Here is a 20,496-nt window from a genome sequence, read left to right on the forward strand (position 1 = left end):
CCCCAAGACTTAAGAGAAAGTCTGCGACAAGCCGGCGCCGCCCCGATAGGATCACACCACGTCGACCGCCCGATGAACTCCACGTCGCTCTGATGAGGCGCAACTGAGGGAAGGACACCCCATGGCATCTGCCACGGAACACTCACCACATGACGCAGAACAGGAGGACGGGCCCACCACCGGGGGGCGCCTGAAGAACTCCAAGCTCAATCCTCCGGTCTTCTTCGGCGCGGCGGCCATCATCGTCGCCTTCACGCTGTGGGCCTGGCTGGCCCCCGAAACGGCCTACACCACGCTGGAGGCGGCGTTCCTCTGGATCGGTGAGAACCTCGGCTGGTACTACATCCTCACCGCCGGGATCGTCGTCCTGTTCGTCCTCATCGTCGCCTTCTCCCGAGTAGGCCGCACCAAGATGGGGCCGGACCACTCCTCCCCGAAATACAACCTCTTCACCTGGACGGCCATGCTGTTCGCCGCCGGCATCGGCGTCGACCTCATGTTCTTCGCCATCTCCGGGCCGGCCACCAACGTGCTGACCGCCCCGGGCACCGAGGAGGGCACCGCGCAGGCCACCGAGATGGCCGTGCTGTGGACCCTCTTCCACTACGGGATCCCCGGCTGGGCCATGTACGCCCTGATGGGCATGGCCTTCGGCCTCTTCGCCTACCGGTACCACCTGCCGCTGAGCATCCGCAGCGCCCTGTACCCCATCATCGGCAAGCGGGCCAAGGGCGTGGCCGGGGACGGCATCGAGATCGCCGCCGTCGTCGGCACCATCTTCGGCATCGCCACCAGCCTCGGCATCGGCGTGGTGTTCCTCAACTACGGCCTCGAATGGCTCTTCGGCATCCCCCAGGGCACCGCCGCCCAGGTGGGACTCATCGGCCTCTCGGTGATCGTGGTGACCTTCTCCACCGTCTCCGGTGTGGACAAGGGCATCCGCCGCCTGGCCGAGCTGAACGTGGTCTTCGCCATCATCCTGATGCTCTACGTGCTCATCGCCGGCCAGACGGTGGACCTGCTCAACGGCCTGGTGAAGAACGTCGGCGACTTCATCGCCTACTTCCCCTCCATGCTGCTGGACACCTTCGCCTACGACATGCCCGCTGACGGCTGGCGCGAATGGTGGACCCTCTTCTTCTGGGCCTGGTGGATCGCCTGGGCGCCCTTCGTGGGCCTCTTCCTCGCCCGCATCTCGCGAGGCCGCACCCTGCGCCAGTTCGTGGTCGGCACCCTCATCATCCCGTTCGGCTTCATCCTGCTGTGGATCTCCATCTTCGGCAACGGCGTGATCTGGGAGTTCATCTCCGGGAACATGGACTTCATCGAATCGGCGGTCAACACCCCCGAATCCGGCTACTACACCCTGCTGGAGCAGTACCCGGGGGCCACCTTCACCATCGGGCTCTCCGTGCTGACCGGCCTGCTGTTCTACATCACCTCCGCTGACTCCGGCGCCCTGGTGATGTCCAACTTCACCTCCAAGGCGGAGAACACCACCGACGACGGCGCCCCCTGGCTGCGGATCTTCTGGGCCCTGGCCACCGGTGCCCTCACCCTGGCGGTGCTGATGCTCGACGGCGTGTTCACGCTGCAGATGGCCACGGTCATCATCGGTCTGCCCTTCTCCGTGGTGATGTACATCCTCATGCTGGGGATCTGGCGCGCCCTGCGCATGGAGCACTACAGCCAGGCCTCCCAGGAGGCCTCCATGCCCTGGGTGCTCTCCGGACGCATCCGGGACGCCTCCGACCGTGGCGGCGGCTGGCGACGGCGACTGGCCCGACACATGAACTTCCCCACGGCCAAGCAGGCCACCCGCTTCATGGAGGAGACCGCGATCCCCGCCGTGGAGGAGGTCGCCGCCGAGCTGAAGGCCCAGGGGGCGGACGTCAGCTGCAGCCGTGGCCATCACCACGACACGGGCATCCCGCATGTGGACCTGCACGTGCGCTTCGGCGAGCAGAGCGAGTTCAAGTACCAGGCGTACCCGGTCTCCTACGCGGCGCCCAACTTCGCGCAGAACATGAAGGCCGTGGAGGACGAGTACTACCGGGTGGAGATCTTCTCCGCCACGGGCTCGCAGGGCCACGACATCATGGGCTACACGAAGGAGCAGATCATCAGCGACATCCTCGACGCCTATGAGCGGCACCTGACGTTCCTCACGTTGAGCGAAGACGTCCACACGCAGGCACTCAACACGGTGAGCCACGCACCGGACGAGTGGGAGACCGACCACAAGAGCTGACCCCCGAGCTCGGCCACGAGCTTGACGACGAGCTGACAAGGAGCACCATGACCACTGCAACGCTGTTCATCGACGGAGCGTGGGTCCCCGCGGCCTCCGGCGAGACCCGCACCATCCACTGTCCCGCCGACGGCCGCGAGGTCGGCGTCGTCTCCGAGGCAGGCGAGGCCGACGCCCTGGCCGCCATCGCCGCGGCGCGCCGGGCCTTCGACTCCCGCGAATGGGCCGACACCCCCGCGGCCCAGCGCGGAGAGCTGCTGCTCGCGGTCGCCGCGGCGATGACCGAGCGCAAGGACGAGTTCGCCCGGGCCGAGGCCCTGGACACCGGCAAGCGCCTGGTCGAGGCCGAGATCGACATGGACGACATCATCGGCTGCTTCAAGCACTTCGGGAAGCTTGCGGACTCCGACCCGGGGCGCCTCGTCGACGCCGGGGACCCGACGGTCATCTCCAAGGTGGTCTACGAGCCGGTGGGCGTCTGCGGCATGATCACCCCCTGGAACTTCCCGCTGCTGCAGGCCGCCTGGAAGATCGCCCCCGCCCTGGCCGCCGGCAACACGTTCGTCCTCAAGCCCGCCGAGCTGACCCCGCACACCGCCATCCTGATCATGGACGTCCTGGACAAGCTCGGGCTGCCGGCCGGTGTGGCGAACCTGGTCACCGGTGCCGGCGCCGCCGCCGGCGCCCCGCTGGCCTCGCACCCGGACGTGGACCTCATCTCCTTCACCGGTGGACTGGTCACGGGCCGGAAGATCGCCGCCGCGGCCTCGGAGACGGTCAAGAAGGTCGCCCTGGAGCTGGGTGGGAAGAACCCCAACGTGGTCTTCGCCGACGCCGATTTCGACGCCGCCGTCGACAACGCCCTGAACGCGGGCTTCTTGGACTCCGGGCTGGTCTGCTCCGCCGGCAGCCGACTCATCGTCGAGGAGTCCATCGCCGAGCGGTTCGTGGACGAGCTGGTCCGCCGCGCGGAGAACATCCGCATGGGCGGCCCCTTCGACGAACAGGCCGAGACCGGTCCGCTGATCTCCGCGGAGCACCGCGACAAGGTCACCGACTACGTCACCCGCGGCGTCGAGGAAGGCGCGACCCTGCGCACCGGCGGCCACTGGGGCGGGGAGGAGCATAAGGAGGGCTACTTCTACGCCCCCACAGTGCTCACCGACGTCCGCCGCGGCATGAGCGTGGTCATCGAGGAGGCCTTCGGCCCGGTGATCACCGTGGAGACCTTCACCACCGAGGAAGAGGCCATCACCACCGCGAACGACACGAACTACGGCCTCGCCGGCGCGGTGTGGACCTCCGACGCCGGCCGTGCCCACCGGGTCTCCTCCCGGCTGCGCCACGGCACCATCTGGATCAACGACTACCACCCCTACCTGCCGCAGGCCGAGTGGGGCGGCTTCAAGCAGTCCGGCATCGGCCGTGAGCTCGGCCACGCCGGCCTGGACGAGTACCGCGAGGCCAAGCACATCTACCAGAACACCGAACCGGCCGTCTCCGGCTGGTTCTCCATGCCCGAGAAGTGAGTGAGGAGACCTTCGTGACTGAGAAGACCTTCGACTACGTCGTCGTCGGCGGCGGATCCGCCGGCGCCGCCGTCGCCGCCCGCCTCAGCGAGGACGCCGACGTGACCGTGGCCCTGCTGGAGGCCGGCCCGACCGACACCGACAAGGACGTGGTGCTGCAGCTCAACCGCTGGATGGAGCTGCTCGAGTCCGGCTATGACTGGGACTACCCCATCGAGGAGCAGGCCAAGGGCAACTCCTTCATGCGGCACGCCCGCGCCAAGGTGCTGGGCGGCTGCTCCTCCCACAACTCCTGCATCGCCTTCTGGGCGCCCAAGGAGGACATGGACGAGTGGGAGCAGCTGGGCGCCGCCGGATGGAACGCCGAGTCCACCTACCCGCTGTTCCAGCGTCTGGAGACCAACGACGCACCGGGCGACCACCACGGTCGCTCCGGCCCTGTGCACCTGATGACCATCCCACCGCACGACCCCTGCGGCGTGGCCCTGCTCGACGCCTGCGAGCAGGCCGGGATCCCGCGCACGGAGTTCAACTCCGGCGAGACCGTGGTCAAGGGCGCGAACTTCTTCCAGATCAACCGACAGGAAGACGGCACCCGCGCGTCGTCGTCGGTGTCCTACCTGCACCCGATCTTGGAACGGGAGAACCTGACCGTCCTCACCGACAGCTGGGTGCGGAAGATCCTGATCGACGACGACAAGCGCGCCACCGGCGTGGAGATCGTCGCCAACGCGTTCGGCCGCGGAGAGCCCATCACCGCGAACCGGGAGGTCATCGTCTCGGCCGGGGCCATCGACTCCCCGAAGCTGCTCATGCTCTCCGGCATCGGCCCGGCCGAGCACCTGGCCGAGCATGGCATCGAGGCTCTCGTGGACTCCCCCGGGGTGGGTGAGCACTTGCAGGACCACCCCGAGGCCGTGATCGGCTGGGACGCCAAGCAGCCGATGATCACCGAGGGCTACCAGTGGTGGGAGATCGGGATCTTCGCCGACACCCGCGAAGGCACCGACGTCCCCTCCGACAAGCCCGGGCGTCCGGACCTGATGATGCACTACGGGGCGGTGCCCTTCGACATGCACACGCTGCGGCAGGGCTACCCCACCAGCGAGAACACCTTCTGCCTGACCCCGAACATCACCCACGCGAAGTCCCGCGGCACGGTGCGCCTGCGCTCCCGCGACTTCCGGGACAAGCCGAAGGTGGACCCGCGGTACTTCACCGACGCCGAGGGCCACGACATGCGCGTGGCCGTCGAAGGCATCAAGCTGGCCCGCCAGATCGTCTCCCAGCCGGCCATGGCCGACTGGGCCGGCGAGGAGCTCTACCCGGGCAAGGACGTGCAGACCGACGAGGAGATCGCCGACTACGTGCGCCGCACGCACAACACCGTCTACCACCCGGCCGGCACCGTCCGGATGGGCGCGGTGCAGGACGAGATGTCCCCGCTGGACCCGGAGCTGCGGGTCAAGGGCGTGACGGGCCTGCGCGTGGCCGACGCCTCGGTGATGCCGGAGCTGACCACGGTGAACCCGAACATCACCACGATGATGATCGGCGAGCGCTGTGCCGACCTGGTGAAGGCCTCCCGCTGACATCTGTCATGGGGCATCGATGACATCGTCCCTATGATCTTCGCGACGCCCCGGGCGAGACTGATGGCATGAACACCGCCATCATCTCCGCCCGGGGCGTCTCCATGTCGTTCCCCGACGGCGCCGGGGGCCGCACTCAGGCGCTCGACGGCGTCGACCTGTCCGTCACCCGCGGCGAGGTCCTCGCCCTGCTGGGCCCCAATGGGGCCGGCAAGACCACGCTGCTGGACACTCTGCTGGGCATCACTGTTCCGGAATCCGGCCAGGTGCTGGTCGACGACGACACCCCGCGGGCCGCCGTCCAGTCTGGTCGACTCTCCGCCCTGCTCCAGACCGGGGGGCTGCTGCCCGACCTCACCGCCGCGGAGACCGTGCGCATGGTCGCCGCCCTGCACCGGGACCCGGCCGATGTCGACGAGGTCATGGACATCGCCGGGGTCCGGCCGTTCGCCTCCCGGCCTGTGGGCAAATGCTCCGGCGGGCAGCAGCAGCGCCTGCGGTTCGCCCTCGCGCTGCTCCCCCGTCCGGAGATCATCATCCTGGACGAGCCCACCGCCGGCATGGACGTCTCCGCCCGGCATGAGTTCTGGGCCCGCATGCGCACGCAGGCCGACGACGGCGCCACGGTCATCTTCGCCACGCACTACCTGGAGGAGGCCGAGCAGTTCGCCCGACGCACCGTGCTGATGGACCGCGGGCGAGTGCTCGCCGATGGGCCCACCGACGAGGTCCGCTCCCGGGCCGGGGCCGCCCATGTGGGCGTCATCTGGACGCCCACGCCGGAGGAGCTCGAGGCGGTCCCGCACGTACTGTCCGTGACCTCTGAGGGACAGCGCATCAGCTTCCGCACCGACGACGCCGACGCCCTGGCCAGGCACCTGCTCACCCGGACCGGGGCTCACGGTCTGACGGTCCGCCCGGCGAGCTTGGAGGAGGCCTTCCGGCTGCTGACCGAGGACCCCGCATCCGAGGAGGTGCCGGCATGAGCGGGCACTACCGACTGGGGCGGTACATCGCTCTGGACTTCTGGCGGAACCTGCGCAACATCGGCAACAGCTTCTTCGTGATCGTGCTGCCGACCGCGCTGTTCCTGTTCTTCGGCACCACCATGGACTGGTCGGACAATCCGGTGGGTGAAGGCAATGTCAGCGCGTGGACGATGATCGCGATCGCCTCCTACGGCGCAGCGATGGCCACCACCTCCATGGCCGGGGCCGCAGCCCTGGAGATCCAGCAGGGCTGGGGGCGCCAGCTGGCGCTGACCGCCATGCCGCACGGCGCCTTCGTGGTGGCGAAATCAGTGGTCGCCGTCGGCATCGCGGTGCTTCCGGTGGTGGTGCTCAACGTCGTCGGCATCCTCACCGTGGCGGACATGCCGCCGGGGGTGTGGCTGGCCACGGCCGCACTCACCGTGCTCGGCTCCCTGCCGTTCGCGCTCTATGGGCTGGCCATCGGCCTGAGCTTCCGCTCCGACGCCGCCGTCGGCGCCGCCACGGGACTGCTGGTGATCTTCAGTTTCCTGGGCAATGCGTTCATGCCGCTGGACGGAGTCCTGCTGGACATCGGCCGGTTCACCCCGATGTACGGAGTGGTGGCGCTGGCCCGGTACCCGCTCACCGACGGGGACCTGATCTCCATGGGGGCGATGGGTGAGACCGACCCGCTGTGGGCCGTGTTGGCGAACGTGCTGGCCTGGACGATCATCTTCGGTACCGCCTGCCTGTTGCTGCAGCGACGCCGGACCTCCCGCCGCTGACCGGCGGCGGGGCGGAGAGGGGTCTTGGCATGATGGGGCAGGATGGTGCCATGGGGATTCGCATCTACCGGCTGCTCTACGCCGGCATCTGGCTGGTGTTCCTGAGCCTCCCTGTGGCCTACGCATTCGACCCTGAGGTCTCCCCCGGCGCGAGGCTTGTCGCCCTCGGCGCCACGGCCGTCTTCATCGGCACCTACATCGCCCACTTCTGGCGCGATGTCCCGGCGTTGGAATCCCCAGCGGGGGTGCGTCGGACAGTGCTCATCGTGATCATCCTGGGCCTGCTCGCGGCGGCCACCCTCCCGGCAGCCGGATATGCGGCGATCTCCTTCGCCCCCTTCCTGACCGCGTCCCTGGTCTTCGCTCTGCCGGTACGCCCCGGGGTGCTCAGCGGGATCGCCGTGTGGGTGCTCGCCGCCCTGGCCTGTCTGCCCTTTGCGGCGTCGCTGTGGCCGATCCTCGGCACGGGCCTGGGTGTGCTGTTCATCGTGCTGATCCGGTTGGCGGACAGCATGGAGCATCGGCAGCAGGCCGCCGAGGAGGAGCTGCGGCGCGCGGCGGAGCGGGACGCGATCGCCCGGGATGTGCACGATGTGCTGGGCCACTCCCTGACCGTGCTGTCCATCCGTGCCCAGCTGGCGGCCCGGCTCATCGACCGCGACCCGGCCCAGGCCCGGGAGGAGGTCCAGCGCATCGACGCCTTGGCCCGTGAGTCCTTGGGCCAGGTCCGCTCCACGGTGGCCCGGCTGCGCACTCCGCGGCTGGAGGCCGAGCTGGACTCCGCGCGGGAGGCCCTGTCCGCTGCGGGCATCAGCGCCGAGGTCACGTCCGAAGGGCAGCCTGACTCCGCCCATGCGGAGCTGTTCGCCTGGGCGCTGCGGGAGGCGGTCACCAACGTGGTCCGGCATGCGGAGGCGACATGCTGCCGGATCCGGGTCCAGCCCCAGCGGCTCCAGGTGGAGGACGACGGCGTGGGGCTGCCCGGTGATGCTGAGGGGACCGAGGCCGGACAGGGTCAGGGCCTGCGTGGTCTGAAGGAACGTGCGGCCGGAGCAGGCGCGGACCTTCAGCTCAGAGAATCCAGGATTCGCCCGGAGCGTCCCGGCACCGTGGTGGAGGTGGTCCTGTCATGACTTCCCCGACGATCCGGCTCCTGCTGGCCGATGACCAGGACCTCGTGCGAGGCGGACTCGCCGCCCTGCTGTCCCTGGAGCCGGACCTGGAGGTCGTGGCCCAGGTGGGCCGCGGCGACGAGGTGATGCCAGCCGTCCAGGCACACCGGCCCGACGTCGCTCTGCTGGACATCGAGATGCCCGGGCTGGACGGGATCGAGGCGACCTCCGCCGTCGTGGGCTCCGGGGCGGCGTGCCGGTGCCTGATCGTGACCACCTTCGGTCGGCCCGGGTACCTGCGGCGCGCCATGGAGGCAGGGGCCGCGGGATTCGTGGTCAAAGACACCCCGGCCGAGCAGCTGGCGCAGATGGTCCGGCGTGTGGCCGCGGGACACCGGGTGGTGGACCCTGCTCTGGCCGCCGACTCCCTGTCCGGCGGCATCGACCCGCTGACGGCCCGGGAACGTGAGGTGCTTCGCGTCGCGGCCGACGGGGCCTCGGTGCGGCACATCGCCGAACAGCTGCACCTGTCCCCCGGCACCGTGCGCAATCACCTCTCGGCCGCGATCGGCAAGACGGAGACGGAGAACCGGTATGGGGCGGCTCGCGTCGCCCGGGAGCGGGGCTGGATCTGATGCGGGCGCCCTGCTGATGCGGGCGCCCTGCTGATGCGCAGCAGTCTCCTGGACCTGACCCCGTTGCGTGACTCCGCAGCGTTCCGGCGTCTCTGGCTGGGCGGCACCGCCTCCGCGTTCGCCGCGCAGCTCGCGGTCATCGCCGTGCTGTTCCATGTGTGGGAGGAGACCGGCAGCCCACTGGCCACCGGCCTGGTCGGCCTGGTCTCCGCCGTGGCGATGACCGCCGGTTCCCTGCTGGGCGGCACCGCAGCCGACGTCCACGACCGGACCCGGGTGCTGCGCTGGACCACGCTGGGTCAGCTCTTGGCCGCTCTCGGGCTCACCGTGCAGGCGTTGCCCGGGCTGGCGCCCGGAGGGCACTCCGGTGTGGCTCTGGTGCTGGGACTGGTGGCCGGCAACGCCTTCTGCGCCGGGTTCGGGGCGGCCTCCCGGCGCAGCCTGCCGGCCCGGTTCCTGGAGGCCGCCCAGCTGCCGGCGGGGATCGCGCTGCTGCACCTGGGGACGCAGGCGGCGATGCTGCTGGGCCCGGCCCTGGGTGGGGTCCTGATCGGCGCGTTCGGCCTGGCCACCTGCTTCGGCGTGTGCGGCGCGGCGCTGACTGTCGCCTGGTGGACGGTGCTGCGCCTGCCCCGCGTGGCTCCGCCTCCAGGGTCCGGCGCCCGCCCCTGGGCGATGACCTGGGAGGGTGTGCGCCACGTCAGCCGGCCCGGCGCCGTGCGGGGCGCCTTCGGCACCGACCTGTTCGCCACGCTGCTGGTGATGCCGGTCTCGCTGTTCCCGATGATCAACGACCTGCGCCTCGACGGCGCCCCGGAGACCCTGGGACTGATGACCACCTCTGTAGCCGTGGGCGGGCTGCTGGCCGGGGTGCTCTCCGGGACGGTGGTGCGCCGTCAGCGGCTCGGTCGGATCCAGTCCGCGGCGGCAGCGGTGTGGTGTCTGGCGCTGATCGGATACGGCCTCAGCCCCGCCCTGGCGCCGATGCTGCTGTGTCTGGCCCTCGCCGGTGCCGCGGACACCGTCAGCGTGATCACCCGTGGGGCGATCGTACAGCTGGTGACCCCGGACTCACGCCGCGGGAGGGTCTCCGCGGCGGAGTATGTCATCGGTGCCGCGGGTCCGGATCTGGGCAACGCCCGTGCCGGCCTGGTCGCGCAGCTGGTGGGTGCTCCAGCCAGCTTGGTGGGCGGCGGGGTGCTGGCCCTGGTGGGCATCGGCTGGATCGCCGTACGGAACCGGCACCTGCGGGACTTCCGGCGCTCAGACGAGCGCTGGACGGACCGAGGTGAACCGTGAACTACAGCGCCACGCTCTCCGCGGCCGGGTTCAGCAGCTCCGGGGAGAGGTTCAGCACCCTCAGCCGGGACTGCGCGATGATCTGTTCATCGGTCAGTGCGGCGATCTGTGCGGACTCCTGGTCCTGGCTGCGGCCGTCGTCGAGCCCGCCCTTCGGCAGGGAACTGGACACCGGCCCCAGCGTCAGCGGCACGTCCACCACCGTCACCGACGCGGGCGTCAGGGGGATGGACTGGGCCCGGTCGATCAGGCCCAGATGCTCCAGCAGCACCCGCAGCGCCGCGCCGTGGCTGACCGCGACGGCGGTGCGCACCTCGAAGCTCAGGTCCGGCGAGGCGGTGGGCTCGATCTGCGCGGTGTCCCGCACGATTTCGCAGAAGGCGGAGAGCATCCTCTCCGCCAGCTGCTGGTGGGTCTCTCCCCCGGCCGGCGTGTAGGTTCCGGCCCGCCACCCAGCGAACTCCTCCGCTTCGCGGTCACGGATGTCCGCGGCGTAGGCGCCCTCCCACTCCCCGAGGTTCTGCTCCATGAGCTCGTCCCATACCCGCGGCTGCAGGTCCAGTTCGAACTGCGCGAAGGTCTGCTGGGTGCGCACCAGCGAGGAGACGTGCCCCTGGAGCGGGTTCTGCGCCCTGACGAAGCCGCCGGTGATCGCGCCCTGCCGCTGTCCCGAGGACGCCAGGGAGATGTCGGAGCGGCCCTGCAGCCGGTGGTCGCGGTTCCAGTCGGTCTCACCGTGGCGGCACAGCAGCACGCGGATCATGGCAGGGCTCTCCTGAAGGTGGGGATCTGGTGACGAGGACACTCTATGCTCGAACGATGACACAGGCCCAGCGGAGCACCAGCGGATCGGCCTCCATGACGTACCACTGCTTCTTCCCGAACGCCGACCTGGTCCGGGAGGTCCATCTGAACCTCGAGCACTCCCCTCGGCTGGCGGCCCGCGTTTCGGCACGCGACGTGACGGCGCTCCGGGATGCGCGCGCCGTCGCCGTCATCGATGGGCTGGCTCCCCTGGACTGCGACCCTCTGCTGGCCTCGCTGGACCCCGACGATCCGCTGGGACGCCTGGTGGGACCGCATCTGCCGCACGGCCCCGGCTGCCCCTGCGAGCCGTTGCCCTGAACCTGTCACAGGAGGGTGGAATGCTGGTGGGCATGGAATCCTTGCTGTTTCTCCTCGGTCTGCTGCTCGGCGTGATCCTCGGGGCGGTGGGCGCCGTCGTGCTGCTGGGCCGACTGCGCCGGGAGCCGGAGGACGATGATCGGGATCAGCTGCGGGAGGCGTGGCATGCCGCTCAGCTGGACGCCGAGGCGGCGAAGGCCCGCCTGCAGGCTCTGGAGCAGCGCCGGGACGACGACGCCGAGGCCGCCCGTGAACGCGAGTCCCTGGTGGAGATGCTGCACCCGGTGCGCCAGGGCGTCACCGAGATGCAGCGCCGCATCCAGGAGCTGGAGAAGGAGAGGGCCGCGCAGCATGCCGCGCTGAGCCGGCAGCTCACCGAGGCCGCGCACAATGACCAGAAGCTCTACGACTCCACGCAGACGCTGCTGGGGAGCCTGCATTCCACCTCCGCGCGGGGGTACTGGGGCGAGGTGCAGCTGCGCCGCATCGTGGAGGCCGCCGGGATGATCCCCCATGTGGACTTCGTGGAGCAGCACACCGGCACCGGCGGGGACGGCGCCATGCTCCGACCGGATATGGTGGTCCGCCTGCCGGGGAATCGCCAGCTGATCATCGACGCCAAGGCCCCACTGAGCCCGGAGGATCCCGCCGCTCAGGCGAAGGCGCTGAGGCACCATGTGGGAGTGCTGGCCTCCAAGGACTATGCCTCCACGGTGGAGCACTCCCCTGAGGTCATCTTCTGCTTCGTGCCCGCCGAGTCTCTGCTCTCCTCCGCCCTCGAGGCCGAGCCGGAGCTGCTGGACCACGCCCTGTCGCGCGGCGTCTCGCTGGTCTCTCCCGCGTCGCTGCTCGCCGCGCTCAAGGCGGTGGAGACATCCTGGCGGCAGGAGCGGCTCGCGCAGAACATCCGCGAGATCGTCGAGCACTCCCGAGAGCTCTACCGTCGCCTGGCCAAGATGAACACCCACCTCTCCGCCACGGGCAACCGACTGCGCCAGGCGGTGAGCGCCTACAACCAGCTGATCGGCAATATGGAGCGTCAGGTGCTGCCGAAGGTGGAGACGATCAGCCGGCTGCAGCTCGCCCCGACCGAGGACGAGCCCGGCGGCGACGAGCAGGCTCCTCTGGAGGACCTCGGCGAGACCCTGACGCTGGACCACGTCGACGCCGAGGTCAACGACCTCGGCCCGCGGCTCTCCCGCGGCGCGGAGTGAGCCTGTGCCGCCCTTCTCCGGGCGGCACAGGCTCAGGTCACAGGCTCAGTCCGAAGACCCACAGCAGCAGCGTCATCGACACCAGCGTGATGACGACGACGGCGGCGACGTTGAGCCACACGCCTCCCTTGACCATCTGTCCGATGGTCACGTACCCGGAACCGTAGGCGATCGCATTCGGCGGGGTCGCCACCGGCAGCATGAAGGCGCAGGTGGCGGCCAGCGCCACCGGGGCTGCGAGCACCAGCGGGTCGACACCGGTGCCCATCGCGACGCCGGAGGCCACCGGCAGGAACGTCGCCGCCGTCGCCGTGTTGGAGGTCATCTCCGTCAGGATCAGCACGCCGGCAGCAGCCAGCAGCACCAGCACCCAGACGGGCACGGTGTTCAGGCCCTCCATCTGCTCACCCATCCAGGCGCTCAGGCCGGAGGCAGAGAACTGCGAGGACAGCGCGAGCCCGCCGCCGAAGAGCAGCAGCACGCCCCACGGCAGTTTCGCCGCGTACTCCCAGTCCAGCAGACGGCCCCCACGCTGGGCCCCACCGGGCAGCAGAAACAGCAGCAGCCCCACCACCATGGCGATGCCGGCATCGGAGATGAACGGGTCATCCATGCCCATCAGCTGCTCGGACACCAACGGGATGAACACCCAGGCCACCGCCGCGGCCACGAAGATCAGCAGCACGCGCAGCTCCCCCGAGCTCATCGGGCCCAGCTTGTGCAGCTCGCGGCTGATCAGATCGGCACCACCCGGGATGGTCTTGATCTCGGGGCGGAACAGGAACCGGGTGAGGACCACCCACACCACCACCAGCATCACGATCGCGATCGGCACACCCACCAGCATCCACTGGCCGAAGCCGATGGTGACGTCATGGTTGCTGGCCATATGGCCCACCAGCAGAGCGTTCGGCGGGGTGCCGATGATCGTGGACACCGAACCCACCGACGCGGCGTAGGCGATGCCCAGCATCAGGGCGGTGCCGAAGTTGGACTTCACCGCCTGGGCCGTCTCCCCCGGATCGGCGTCGGCGTCGGCGGCCGAGGCTGTGGCAGGGTCCTCCCCCTGGGTGATGCGGTGGACCAGCATGAGCACCGAGATGCCGATGGGCAGCATCATCACGGCGGTGGCGGTGTTGGAGACCCACATGGACAGGAACGCGGTGGCGATCATGAATCCACCGATGAGGTTCGCCGGCTTCGAGCCCATGGCTCGCAGCGTCATCAGGGCGATCCGCCGGTGCAGGTTCCATCGCTGCATGGCCAGGGCCAGCATGAACCCGCCCATGAAGAGGAAGATGATGTTGTGCCCGTAGTTGGCACCGATGACGTCGACGGTGACCGGGTCGTCGCCGGCCTCCGCGGCAGGCACGAGCACCGGGAAGACGACCAGGGGCACCAGTGCGGTGGCCGGGATCGGGATCGCCTCGGTCATCCACCACACCGCCATGAGGACGGCGGTGGCGGCGGTGAGCCGCGGCCAGACTTCGAGGTCGCCGGGCATCACCAGGTAGATGAGCACGGCACCGAGCAGGCCGCCGAGCAGGCCGATCATGCGGCGCAGGAAGGTCGGCTTCGGCAGGGGTTCGGCTCGGGCGCCCACCGAGAGGTGCTCACGCTGATCGCGGGCAGAGGTCTGCGGGTCGTACTTCTTCAGGTGGTCGCCGGTGACACGGGAACTCGGGGTCATCATCGATCTGCGCTCCTGGTCTGAGGTCGTCAGGGCGTCACAGATCACACACCGTGACGCACCGCACAGATTCTACCCCGTGGTAGTTCTGCCTCAGTCGCGCTTGCGGCCCCCGCGCGTGTTCGACTCGTCCCCGACCTCCTGGAGCGCCTTGCGGATCTCCTTAGGCAAGCTGAAGATGATGTCCTCCTCGGCGGTGACGACCTCCTCGACGTCGTCGTAGCCGTACTCCTCCAGCAGCCGCAGCACGTCCTGGACCAGGACCTCCGGCACCGACGCACCAGAGGTCACCCCGATGGTCTGGGCGTCCTGGAACCAGGCCTCGTCCACCTGGTTGGCGAAGTCCACCCGCTCGGCGCGCGTGGCCCCGTACTCCTTGGCGACCTCCTTGAGCCGCACGGAGTTCGAGGAGTTCGCCGAGCCCACCACGATCACCAGGTCGGTCTGCGGGGCCACCTTCTTGATGGCGGCCTGCCGGTTGGAGGTGGCGTAGCAGATGTCATCGCTGGGCGGGTCCTGCAGGTTCGGGAACCGCTCCTTGAGCTTCTGCACGGTCTCCATGGTCTCGTCCACCGACAGCGTGGTCTGCGAGAGCCAGATGAGCCGGTCCGGGTCCGGGACCTCGATCTGGTCGACCTCCCAGGGGCCGTTGACGATCGTAGTGCTCTCCGGCGCATGCCCGAAGGTGCCCTCGACCTCCTCGTGCCCGTCATGGCCGATGAGTAGTATGTGATAGTCGTCCTTGGTGGTGAACCGGACGGCCTCCCGGTGGACCTTGGTCACCAGCGGACAGGTCGCGTCGATGGTCCGCAGCTTCCGGTCCTCGGCGGTCTGCTTCACCGCCGGGGAGACGCCGTGGGCGGAGAAGATCAGCAGCTCACCCTCGGGGACCTCGTCGGCCTCCTCCACGAAGATCACGCCCTTCTCCGTGAGCGTGTCCACCACGTGGCGGTTGTGCACGATCTCCTTGCGCACGTACACCGGGGGCCCGTAGCGCTCCAGGGCCTTCTCCACGGCGACGACGGCGCGGTCCACTCCTGCACAGTAGCCGCGCGGTGCGGCGAGCAGCACCTTCCGATCGCCCGAGAACGACGATGCGGCGGCCACCTCCTCCGGGCTGCGGCGCTTGCGCGGCACCATCGGCGTGGGCACGGAGATGTGCCGGGCGCGCGAAGGAGCTTCCGTGGTCGCACTGGTAGTCATGCGGCCCAGTCTACCGGCCGGACCCCGCGGAATCAGACCCGGTGCAGGGGATCGTGACCCACGGAACGTCGCCCCCGCGCACCGGTGGCCGCCACCCCCAGCAGGCCGATCACGACGGCGGCGCCTCCTGCGGCGGAGAAGACCCACCAGGCCGGCTGGGCCCAGTCCGTGAAGCGTCCCTCCACATGGTCCAGCAGCACCGCCACGGCCTCCGGCACCGGCTGGTGCGGGGTCATGTCCGGGGAGGCCACGGTCAACGCCATCCAGATCCCCGCCACCACGGCGACCAGCCCGGCCAGCGTCAACGCCGCCCAGCGTCCTCTCCCCGCGCCGATCAGCAGCGCCAGCGCACCCAGCACGACGGCGGCCCCGGCGATCATGGGCCAGTGGCGGGCCGCCTCGGCGGCGGTCGCCCAGGGATAGGGATCCACGCCGTCCTCGGCGAGGGCGTCGAGGTCGACGACCACTTCAGGGGCCAGTGCGTCGAAGCTGGACTCGTCGAGGAACGGCAGCCAGCCGAGGATCCCGTCGAGGCCGTCGCGCAGGGGATCGGTCATGGCTGCCGCCACGGGGCTGAGGTCCAGCGTGATGTCCAGATCCTGGGGGGATCCGGTGCCGCCCTCGTGGAACAGCCGGTCCAGCTCGGCGTCCACCCCTTCCCGGGTGGTCTGCAGAGTCTCGTCCCAGGCCTGGAGGGTGCGGTCCTCCTGCAGCAGGGATCCGGCGACCCCGGAGACGGCGTCCCGCACCCCCGAGGGCAGTGCGTCGACGTCCTGACCGGTGAGCTCCTCCGCCAGGAGCCCCACCACGGCCTCGCCGAAGGGCTCCTGCGCGGGAAGATCTCCGGCGATCTCCCGGACGGGCTCCTCCTCGCGGAGCAACTGGTCGATCTGGCCTCCGGCGAGCGCGGCCGCCGCCAGCAGGGCGGCGAGCAGGGCGCACAGTGTGCTGAGCAGGTGTCGCACGAGCCTCCTGTCCGCGTCCCGACTGCGTTCCTCCACAGGACGGGACAGCCCAGGGGCGTCGTCCACAGTCCGGTCGGCCGGGAGGAACGTGTCGGCGGGGATGAGTAGAGTGTCTGGCAGCACCGATGGTACCGGCGTCCGAGGAGGAACAGTGACCCAGGCACACCCCGGGGACGGTCCGCAGCGCTCTGCGATGCCAGCCAACAGCCGGGAGACCTCTCCGGAGACTCCGTGGCCGCTGAGCCACTTCTCCGGGAAGCTCAAGGCGCACATCGAGAAGGTCACTCCCACCTGGGTGGAGGGCCAGCTGGTGGAGTTCACCCTGCGCAACGGCAATGCGTGGATGACGCTGCGGGACCTGGAGCAGGAGGTCTCCTTCAGCGCGGTGGCCTGGCGCAACGTCGCCTCCGGGCTCGACGGCGTGGTCCAGCCCGGCTCCCGGGTGGTGGCCCAGGTGCGTCCCAACCTCTATGAGAAGACCGGCAGGCTCTCCCTGGTCACCCAGCAGATGCGCCCGGTGGGTCTGGGCGATCTGCTGGCCCGCGTGGAGCAGCTGAAGAAGCAGTTGGCCGCCGAGGGGCTGTTCGCCGCCGACCGCAAGAAGCCGCTGCCGGTGCTCCCGGCCCGGATCGGGCTGATCACCGGCCGGGACTCGGATGCGAAGAAGGACATCCTGCGCAACACCCACGCCCGGTGGGCCGCCGCGCAGTTCGAGATCCGGGAGGTCGCCACCCAAGGGGCCACCGCCCCGGTGGAGGTGGCCGCGGCCCTGGCCGAGCTGGACGCGGACCCGAACGTGGACGTCATCGTGATCGCCCGCGGCGGCGGCGCGCTGGAAGAGGTCGTCCTGCCGTTCTCCGACGAGCGTCTCATCCGTGCCGTGGCCTCCGCCCGGACCCCCGTGGTCTCGGCCATCGGCCACGAGGCGGACCGTCCCCTGCTCGACGAGGTCGCCGACGTGCGCGCCTCCACCCCTACCGGCTCGGCGAAGCTTCTGGTGGTGGACGAGGCGCTCGAGCGGGAGAACATCTCCCAGGCACGCGCCCGGATGTCCACCGGGGTTCAGCGCATGGTGGCCCGGGAGGCCGAATGGCTCAGCGCCGTGCGCTCCCGGCCGGTGCTGGCCCAGCCGGAGACCATGGTCACGGTGCGCGCCGAGGAGCTGACAGGGCTGCGCCGCCGGGCCCTGGTCTCCGTGGAGGCCTCCGTGGCACGGGCACGGGACTGGGTCGGTCAGGCCCGGGCCCGGGTCACCGGCCTCTCCCCGCAGTCCACGCTGGACCGCGGCTATGCGGTGGTCCAGACCCATGCCGACGACGGTGCCCTGGACGCCGAAGGGCTGCCCACGGCGCGCGGCGGGTGGCAGATCGTCCGCGACGCCGAGACGGTCGCCGTCGGGGCACCGCTGCGCGTGATGGTCGCCCGCGGAGAGCTGACAGCACGGACCGCGCGGGTGATCGCGGCCGAGGACGAGAACTGAACGAGAGAAGGCAGCACATGACGCAGAGCACGGAGCAGAACCCTGGGCAGAACTCTCGGGACGACCCCGGGCAGAGCTTCGCCGGAGCGCAGCTGGAGGACATCGAGACGATGAGCTACGAGCAGGCCCGGGAGGAGCTGATCGCCGTGGTCACCAAGCTGGAGACCGGCGGTGCCCCGCTCGAGGAGTCGCTCGCCCTCTGGCAGCGCGGCGAGGCGCTGGCCGACCGGTGCGAACGGTGGCTCGACGGCGCCTCCGCCCGCCTGGAGGAGGTCCGCCGCAGCTTGGAGGGTGCCGAACCCGACCAGGACTGAGCCGGAGCGGGTCTGGGTCGGCGCTCAGCTGCTCAGCAGGCGCTGCCGCTCGGTCTCGATGTCGAACCCGGCCCGCGGCCACCCCAGCTCCAGGTCCTCCAAGGTTGCGATCAGCAGCTCCTGGACCGCCAGCCGGGAGTACCACTTCCGGTCGGCCGGCACGACATGCCAGGGCGCCCAGTCGGCGTCGGTGGCCTCCAGCAGCCCCGAGTACACGGTGCGGAACAGGTCGAAATCCGCTCGCGCGTCCGCGTCGGAGGGATCGTACTTCCAGTGCTTCTCCGGCCGGTCCAGCCGGGACAGGAGGCGCTCCAGCTGCTCCTGGGGAGACAGGTGCAGGAACACCTTCACCACGGCCACGCCGCGGCGGACCAGCTCCGCCTCGAACAGCCGCAGGACCTCGGTCCGCTCGGCCAGGGCCTCCGGGCTGAGCGTCCCCGTGACCGCCGGGACCAGCACGTCCTCATAGTGCGACCGGTCGAAGACCCCGACATGGCCCGGCGCAGGGAGCCGGCGGATGATTCGGCGCAGGAAATGCTCCCGCCGCTCCGCCTCCGTCGGTCGTCCGAAGCCCGCCACCGAGACGCCCAGGGGGTCCATCGACCCGACCACATGCTTGACGGTGCCGCCCTTGCCGGCGGCGTCCATCCCCTGCAGCACCAGCAGCACCCGAGGTCCTGGCGGCACCTCGTCCAGAGCGCCCGTCACCTCGGCGGTGAGCAGCCGGGAGGCGCGCTCCCCCTCCGTCGCCTCACCACGCGGCGCCCGGTGGACGAGTCTGTCCATGACGACGCGGCGAGTCTGCTCACCCGCGGCCGCCTGATGGGCCCAGAGTCGCTCCTGCGCCTCGGCCAGGACCTCGGCCCGCTCCGCAAGCAGCCTCCGGCCCCGCGCCTTCTTCCCGGAGAACTCCAGACGCCGGCGGGTGGGGACGTCGTCGAGGCTCAGCGGGGAGCCCCACCAATCGGCTCTGAAGATGCCGCGGGGGTCGGCGTCGAAGGGCTGGTCTCCCATGGCTGGCCTCTCAGCCGCGCGCCGCGGCGGTGCGGTACTCCTCCAGGAACTCGGCGATCCCGGCGATGGCGACCTCCAGGTCCTCCACGCTGGGCAGGGTGACGAGCCGGAAGTGGTTGTCGTCGATCCAGTTGAACGCCCGCCCGTGGGAGACCAGGATCTTCTGCTGCCGCAGCAGCTCGATGACGAACTGCTCGTCGTCGCTGATCGGGTACATCTCCGGGTCCAGGCGCGGGAACAGATACAGGGCGCCGTCCGCCTGCTCCACGGTGACCCCGGGGATCTCCGCCAGCAGCCGGTGCGCCGTGGTGCGCTGCTCGTAGAGCCGCCCACCCGGGGCGATGAGGTCCTCGATGGACTGGTGACCGCCCAGGGCGGCCTGGATCGCATGCTGGGCCGGCACATTGGCGCACATACGCATGTTCATCAGCAGGGTCAGGCCCTCCAGATAGTTCTTCGCCCGGTGTGTGGGCCCGGAGACGAAGATCCATCCGGACCGGAAGCCCGCCACCCGCCAGGTCTTCGACAGTCCGGAGAACGTGATGGTGAAGACGTCGTCGGCCAGCGTGCAGACGTTGACCATCTCCGCGTCGTCGAAAGTGATGTTCTCGTAGATCTCATCGGCCAGCAGGATGAGGTTGTGCCTGCGGGCGATGTCCACCATCGCCTCCAGGACATGGCGGGGGTACACCGCCCCAGTGGGGTTGTTCGGGTTGATGATCACCAGGGCCTTGGTGCGGTCGGTGACCTTCGACTCGATCTCCTCCGGGTCCGGCCACCAGTGGTTCTGCTCGTCGCAGACGTAGTGCACGGCCCGGCCCCCGGCCAGGGTGGTCGCACCGGTCCACAGCGGGTAGTCCGGAGCGGGGATCAGCACTTCGTCCCCGGGGCCCAGCATCGCCTGCAGCACCATGGTGATCAGCTCGGAGACCCCGTTGCCCAGGTAGATGTCATCCGGGTCGGTGTCGGTCATGCCGCGGGACTGGTAGTACTGGGCCACCGCGATGCGGGCCGAGTAGATCCCCTGCGAGTCCGAGTAGCCCTGGGCGTTCGCCAGGTTGTTGATCATGGTCATCCGGATCGAGTCCGGCGCCTCGAAGCCGAACGGGGCCGGATTGCCGATGTTCAGCCGGGTGATCCTGTGCCCCTCGCGCTCCAGCCGGGCCGCCTCCTGGGCGATCGGGCCGCGGACGTCGTAGCGGACGTCCCGAAGCTTGGGCGACTGGGTGAAATCCTCGAACTCCTGCATTCCCCCATCTTGCCTCACCGCGGGGCGGCCCGGCGCAGATGACACCCTGAAGACTCCTCGCGCACTCC

The 20,496-nt window shown here is 69.8% G+C and carries 18 protein-coding genes; 12 read left to right on the forward strand and 6 right to left on the reverse strand.

The window, feature by feature from the left end:
- The first annotated feature begins 121 nt into the window (after positions 1–121).
- The 8 genes from betT to Q7C18_RS14110 all read left to right on the forward strand — a co-directional run bounded on the left by betT (position 122) and on the right by Q7C18_RS14110 (position 10,174).
- The gene (betT, locus tag Q7C18_RS14075) at positions 122–2,251 is read left to right on the forward strand and encodes a choline BCCT transporter BetT (RefSeq protein WP_311025908.1); all 2,130 of its coding nucleotides are present in this window, start codon (positions 122–124) and stop codon (positions 2,249–2,251) included.
- A gap of 47 nt (positions 2,252–2,298) precedes the next feature.
- Complete coding sequence (locus tag Q7C18_RS14080; RefSeq protein ID WP_311025909.1) at positions 2,299–3,780, forward strand: aldehyde dehydrogenase family protein; 1,482 nt, start codon at positions 2,299–2,301, stop codon at positions 3,778–3,780.
- A 14-nt stretch (positions 3,781–3,794) separates the two neighbouring features.
- A complete protein-coding gene (locus Q7C18_RS14085) occupies positions 3,795–5,372 on the forward strand; it encodes a GMC family oxidoreductase N-terminal domain-containing protein (protein WP_311025910.1) in 1,578 nt (525 codons plus the stop codon).
- A 68-nt stretch (positions 5,373–5,440) separates the two neighbouring features.
- Positions 5,441–6,358 (forward strand): ABC transporter ATP-binding protein, encoded by a 918-nt coding sequence (locus Q7C18_RS14090; protein ID WP_311025911.1) that lies wholly within the window; start codon positions 5,441–5,443, stop codon positions 6,356–6,358.
- Positions 6,355–7,128, forward strand: coding sequence for an ABC transporter permease (locus Q7C18_RS14095; RefSeq protein WP_070159836.1), 774 nt, complete (start codon positions 6,355–6,357; stop codon positions 7,126–7,128). The genes Q7C18_RS14090 and Q7C18_RS14095 overlap by 4 nt, the downstream gene beginning before the upstream one ends.
- Positions 7,129–7,178: 50 nt before the next feature.
- Positions 7,179–8,261, forward strand: a complete 1,083-nt coding sequence (locus Q7C18_RS14100) for a histidine kinase (protein WP_311025912.1) — start codon at positions 7,179–7,181, stop codon at positions 8,259–8,261.
- Complete coding sequence (locus Q7C18_RS14105) at positions 8,258–8,875, forward strand: response regulator transcription factor (protein WP_311025913.1); 618 nt, start codon at positions 8,258–8,260, stop codon at positions 8,873–8,875. Before Q7C18_RS14100 ends, Q7C18_RS14105 begins: the two co-directional genes overlap by 4 nt.
- 33 nt (positions 8,876–8,908) lie before the next feature.
- Positions 8,909–10,174 (forward strand): MFS transporter, encoded by a 1,266-nt coding sequence (locus Q7C18_RS14110; RefSeq protein WP_311025914.1) that lies wholly within the window; start codon positions 8,909–8,911, stop codon positions 10,172–10,174.
- A 1-nt stretch (position 10,175) separates the two neighbouring features.
- On the opposite strand, the gene Q7C18_RS14115 is transcribed toward Q7C18_RS14110, so the two are convergent.
- Positions 10,176–10,937: a histidine phosphatase family protein gene (locus Q7C18_RS14115; protein ID WP_311025915.1), complete on the reverse strand. Its 762-nt coding sequence runs from the start codon at positions 10,935–10,937 to the stop codon at positions 10,176–10,178.
- A gap of 56 nt (positions 10,938–10,993) precedes the next feature.
- Between Q7C18_RS14115 and Q7C18_RS14120 the strand changes: the two genes are divergently transcribed.
- Together Q7C18_RS14120 and Q7C18_RS14125 are read left to right on the forward strand one after the other, a co-directional pair.
- A complete protein-coding gene (locus Q7C18_RS14120) occupies positions 10,994–11,299 on the forward strand; it encodes a hypothetical protein (RefSeq protein ID WP_311025916.1) in 306 nt (101 codons plus the stop codon).
- Positions 11,300–11,331: 32 nt separating this feature from the next.
- Entirely contained in the window at positions 11,332–12,513 is a 1,182-nt protein-coding gene (locus tag Q7C18_RS14125) for a DNA recombination protein RmuC (protein WP_311025917.1), read from the forward strand.
- Positions 12,514–12,550: 37 nt separating this feature from the next.
- Here the strand turns inward: Q7C18_RS14125 and Q7C18_RS14130 are convergent, their stop codons facing one another.
- From Q7C18_RS14130 to Q7C18_RS14140, 3 genes are all read right to left on the reverse strand, one after another.
- Entirely contained in the window at positions 12,551–14,203 is a 1,653-nt protein-coding gene (locus Q7C18_RS14130) for an SLC13 family permease (protein WP_396954374.1), read from the reverse strand.
- A gap of 93 nt (positions 14,204–14,296) precedes the next feature.
- On the reverse strand, positions 14,297–15,406 hold the full coding sequence (locus Q7C18_RS14135; RefSeq protein WP_070159824.1) for a 4-hydroxy-3-methylbut-2-enyl diphosphate reductase: 1,110 nt from the start codon (positions 15,404–15,406) through the stop codon (positions 14,297–14,299).
- A 32-nt stretch (positions 15,407–15,438) separates the two neighbouring features.
- A complete protein-coding gene (locus tag Q7C18_RS14140) occupies positions 15,439–16,371 on the reverse strand; it encodes a hypothetical protein (RefSeq protein ID WP_311025919.1) in 933 nt (310 codons plus the stop codon).
- Between the two features lie 193 nt (positions 16,372–16,564).
- Here Q7C18_RS14140 and xseA point away from each other — a divergent pair, with 193 nt between their 5' ends.
- Together xseA and Q7C18_RS14150 are read left to right on the forward strand one after the other, a co-directional pair.
- A complete protein-coding gene (xseA, locus tag Q7C18_RS14145) occupies positions 16,565–17,851 on the forward strand; it encodes an exodeoxyribonuclease VII large subunit (protein ID WP_396954375.1) in 1,287 nt (428 codons plus the stop codon).
- 17 nt (positions 17,852–17,868) lie between these two features.
- Positions 17,869–18,165: an exodeoxyribonuclease VII small subunit gene (locus Q7C18_RS14150; RefSeq protein ID WP_311025921.1), complete on the forward strand. Its 297-nt coding sequence runs from the start codon at positions 17,869–17,871 to the stop codon at positions 18,163–18,165.
- A gap of 24 nt (positions 18,166–18,189) precedes the next feature.
- On the opposite strand, the gene Q7C18_RS14155 is transcribed toward Q7C18_RS14150, so the two are convergent.
- Both Q7C18_RS14155 and Q7C18_RS14160 read right to left on the reverse strand, forming a co-directional pair.
- A complete protein-coding gene (locus tag Q7C18_RS14155; protein ID WP_311025922.1) occupies positions 18,190–19,179 on the reverse strand; it encodes a PPK2 family polyphosphate kinase in 990 nt (329 codons plus the stop codon).
- Between the two features lie 10 nt (positions 19,180–19,189).
- Complete coding sequence (locus tag Q7C18_RS14160) at positions 19,190–20,428, reverse strand: pyridoxal phosphate-dependent aminotransferase (RefSeq protein ID WP_070159819.1); 1,239 nt, start codon at positions 20,426–20,428, stop codon at positions 19,190–19,192.
- Positions 20,429–20,496: the final 68 nt, after the last annotated feature.

Source organism: Nesterenkonia sp. CL21 (assembly GCF_031705515.1).
Classification (GTDB): Bacteria; Actinomycetota; Actinomycetes; order Actinomycetales; family Micrococcaceae; genus Nesterenkonia; species Nesterenkonia aethiopica.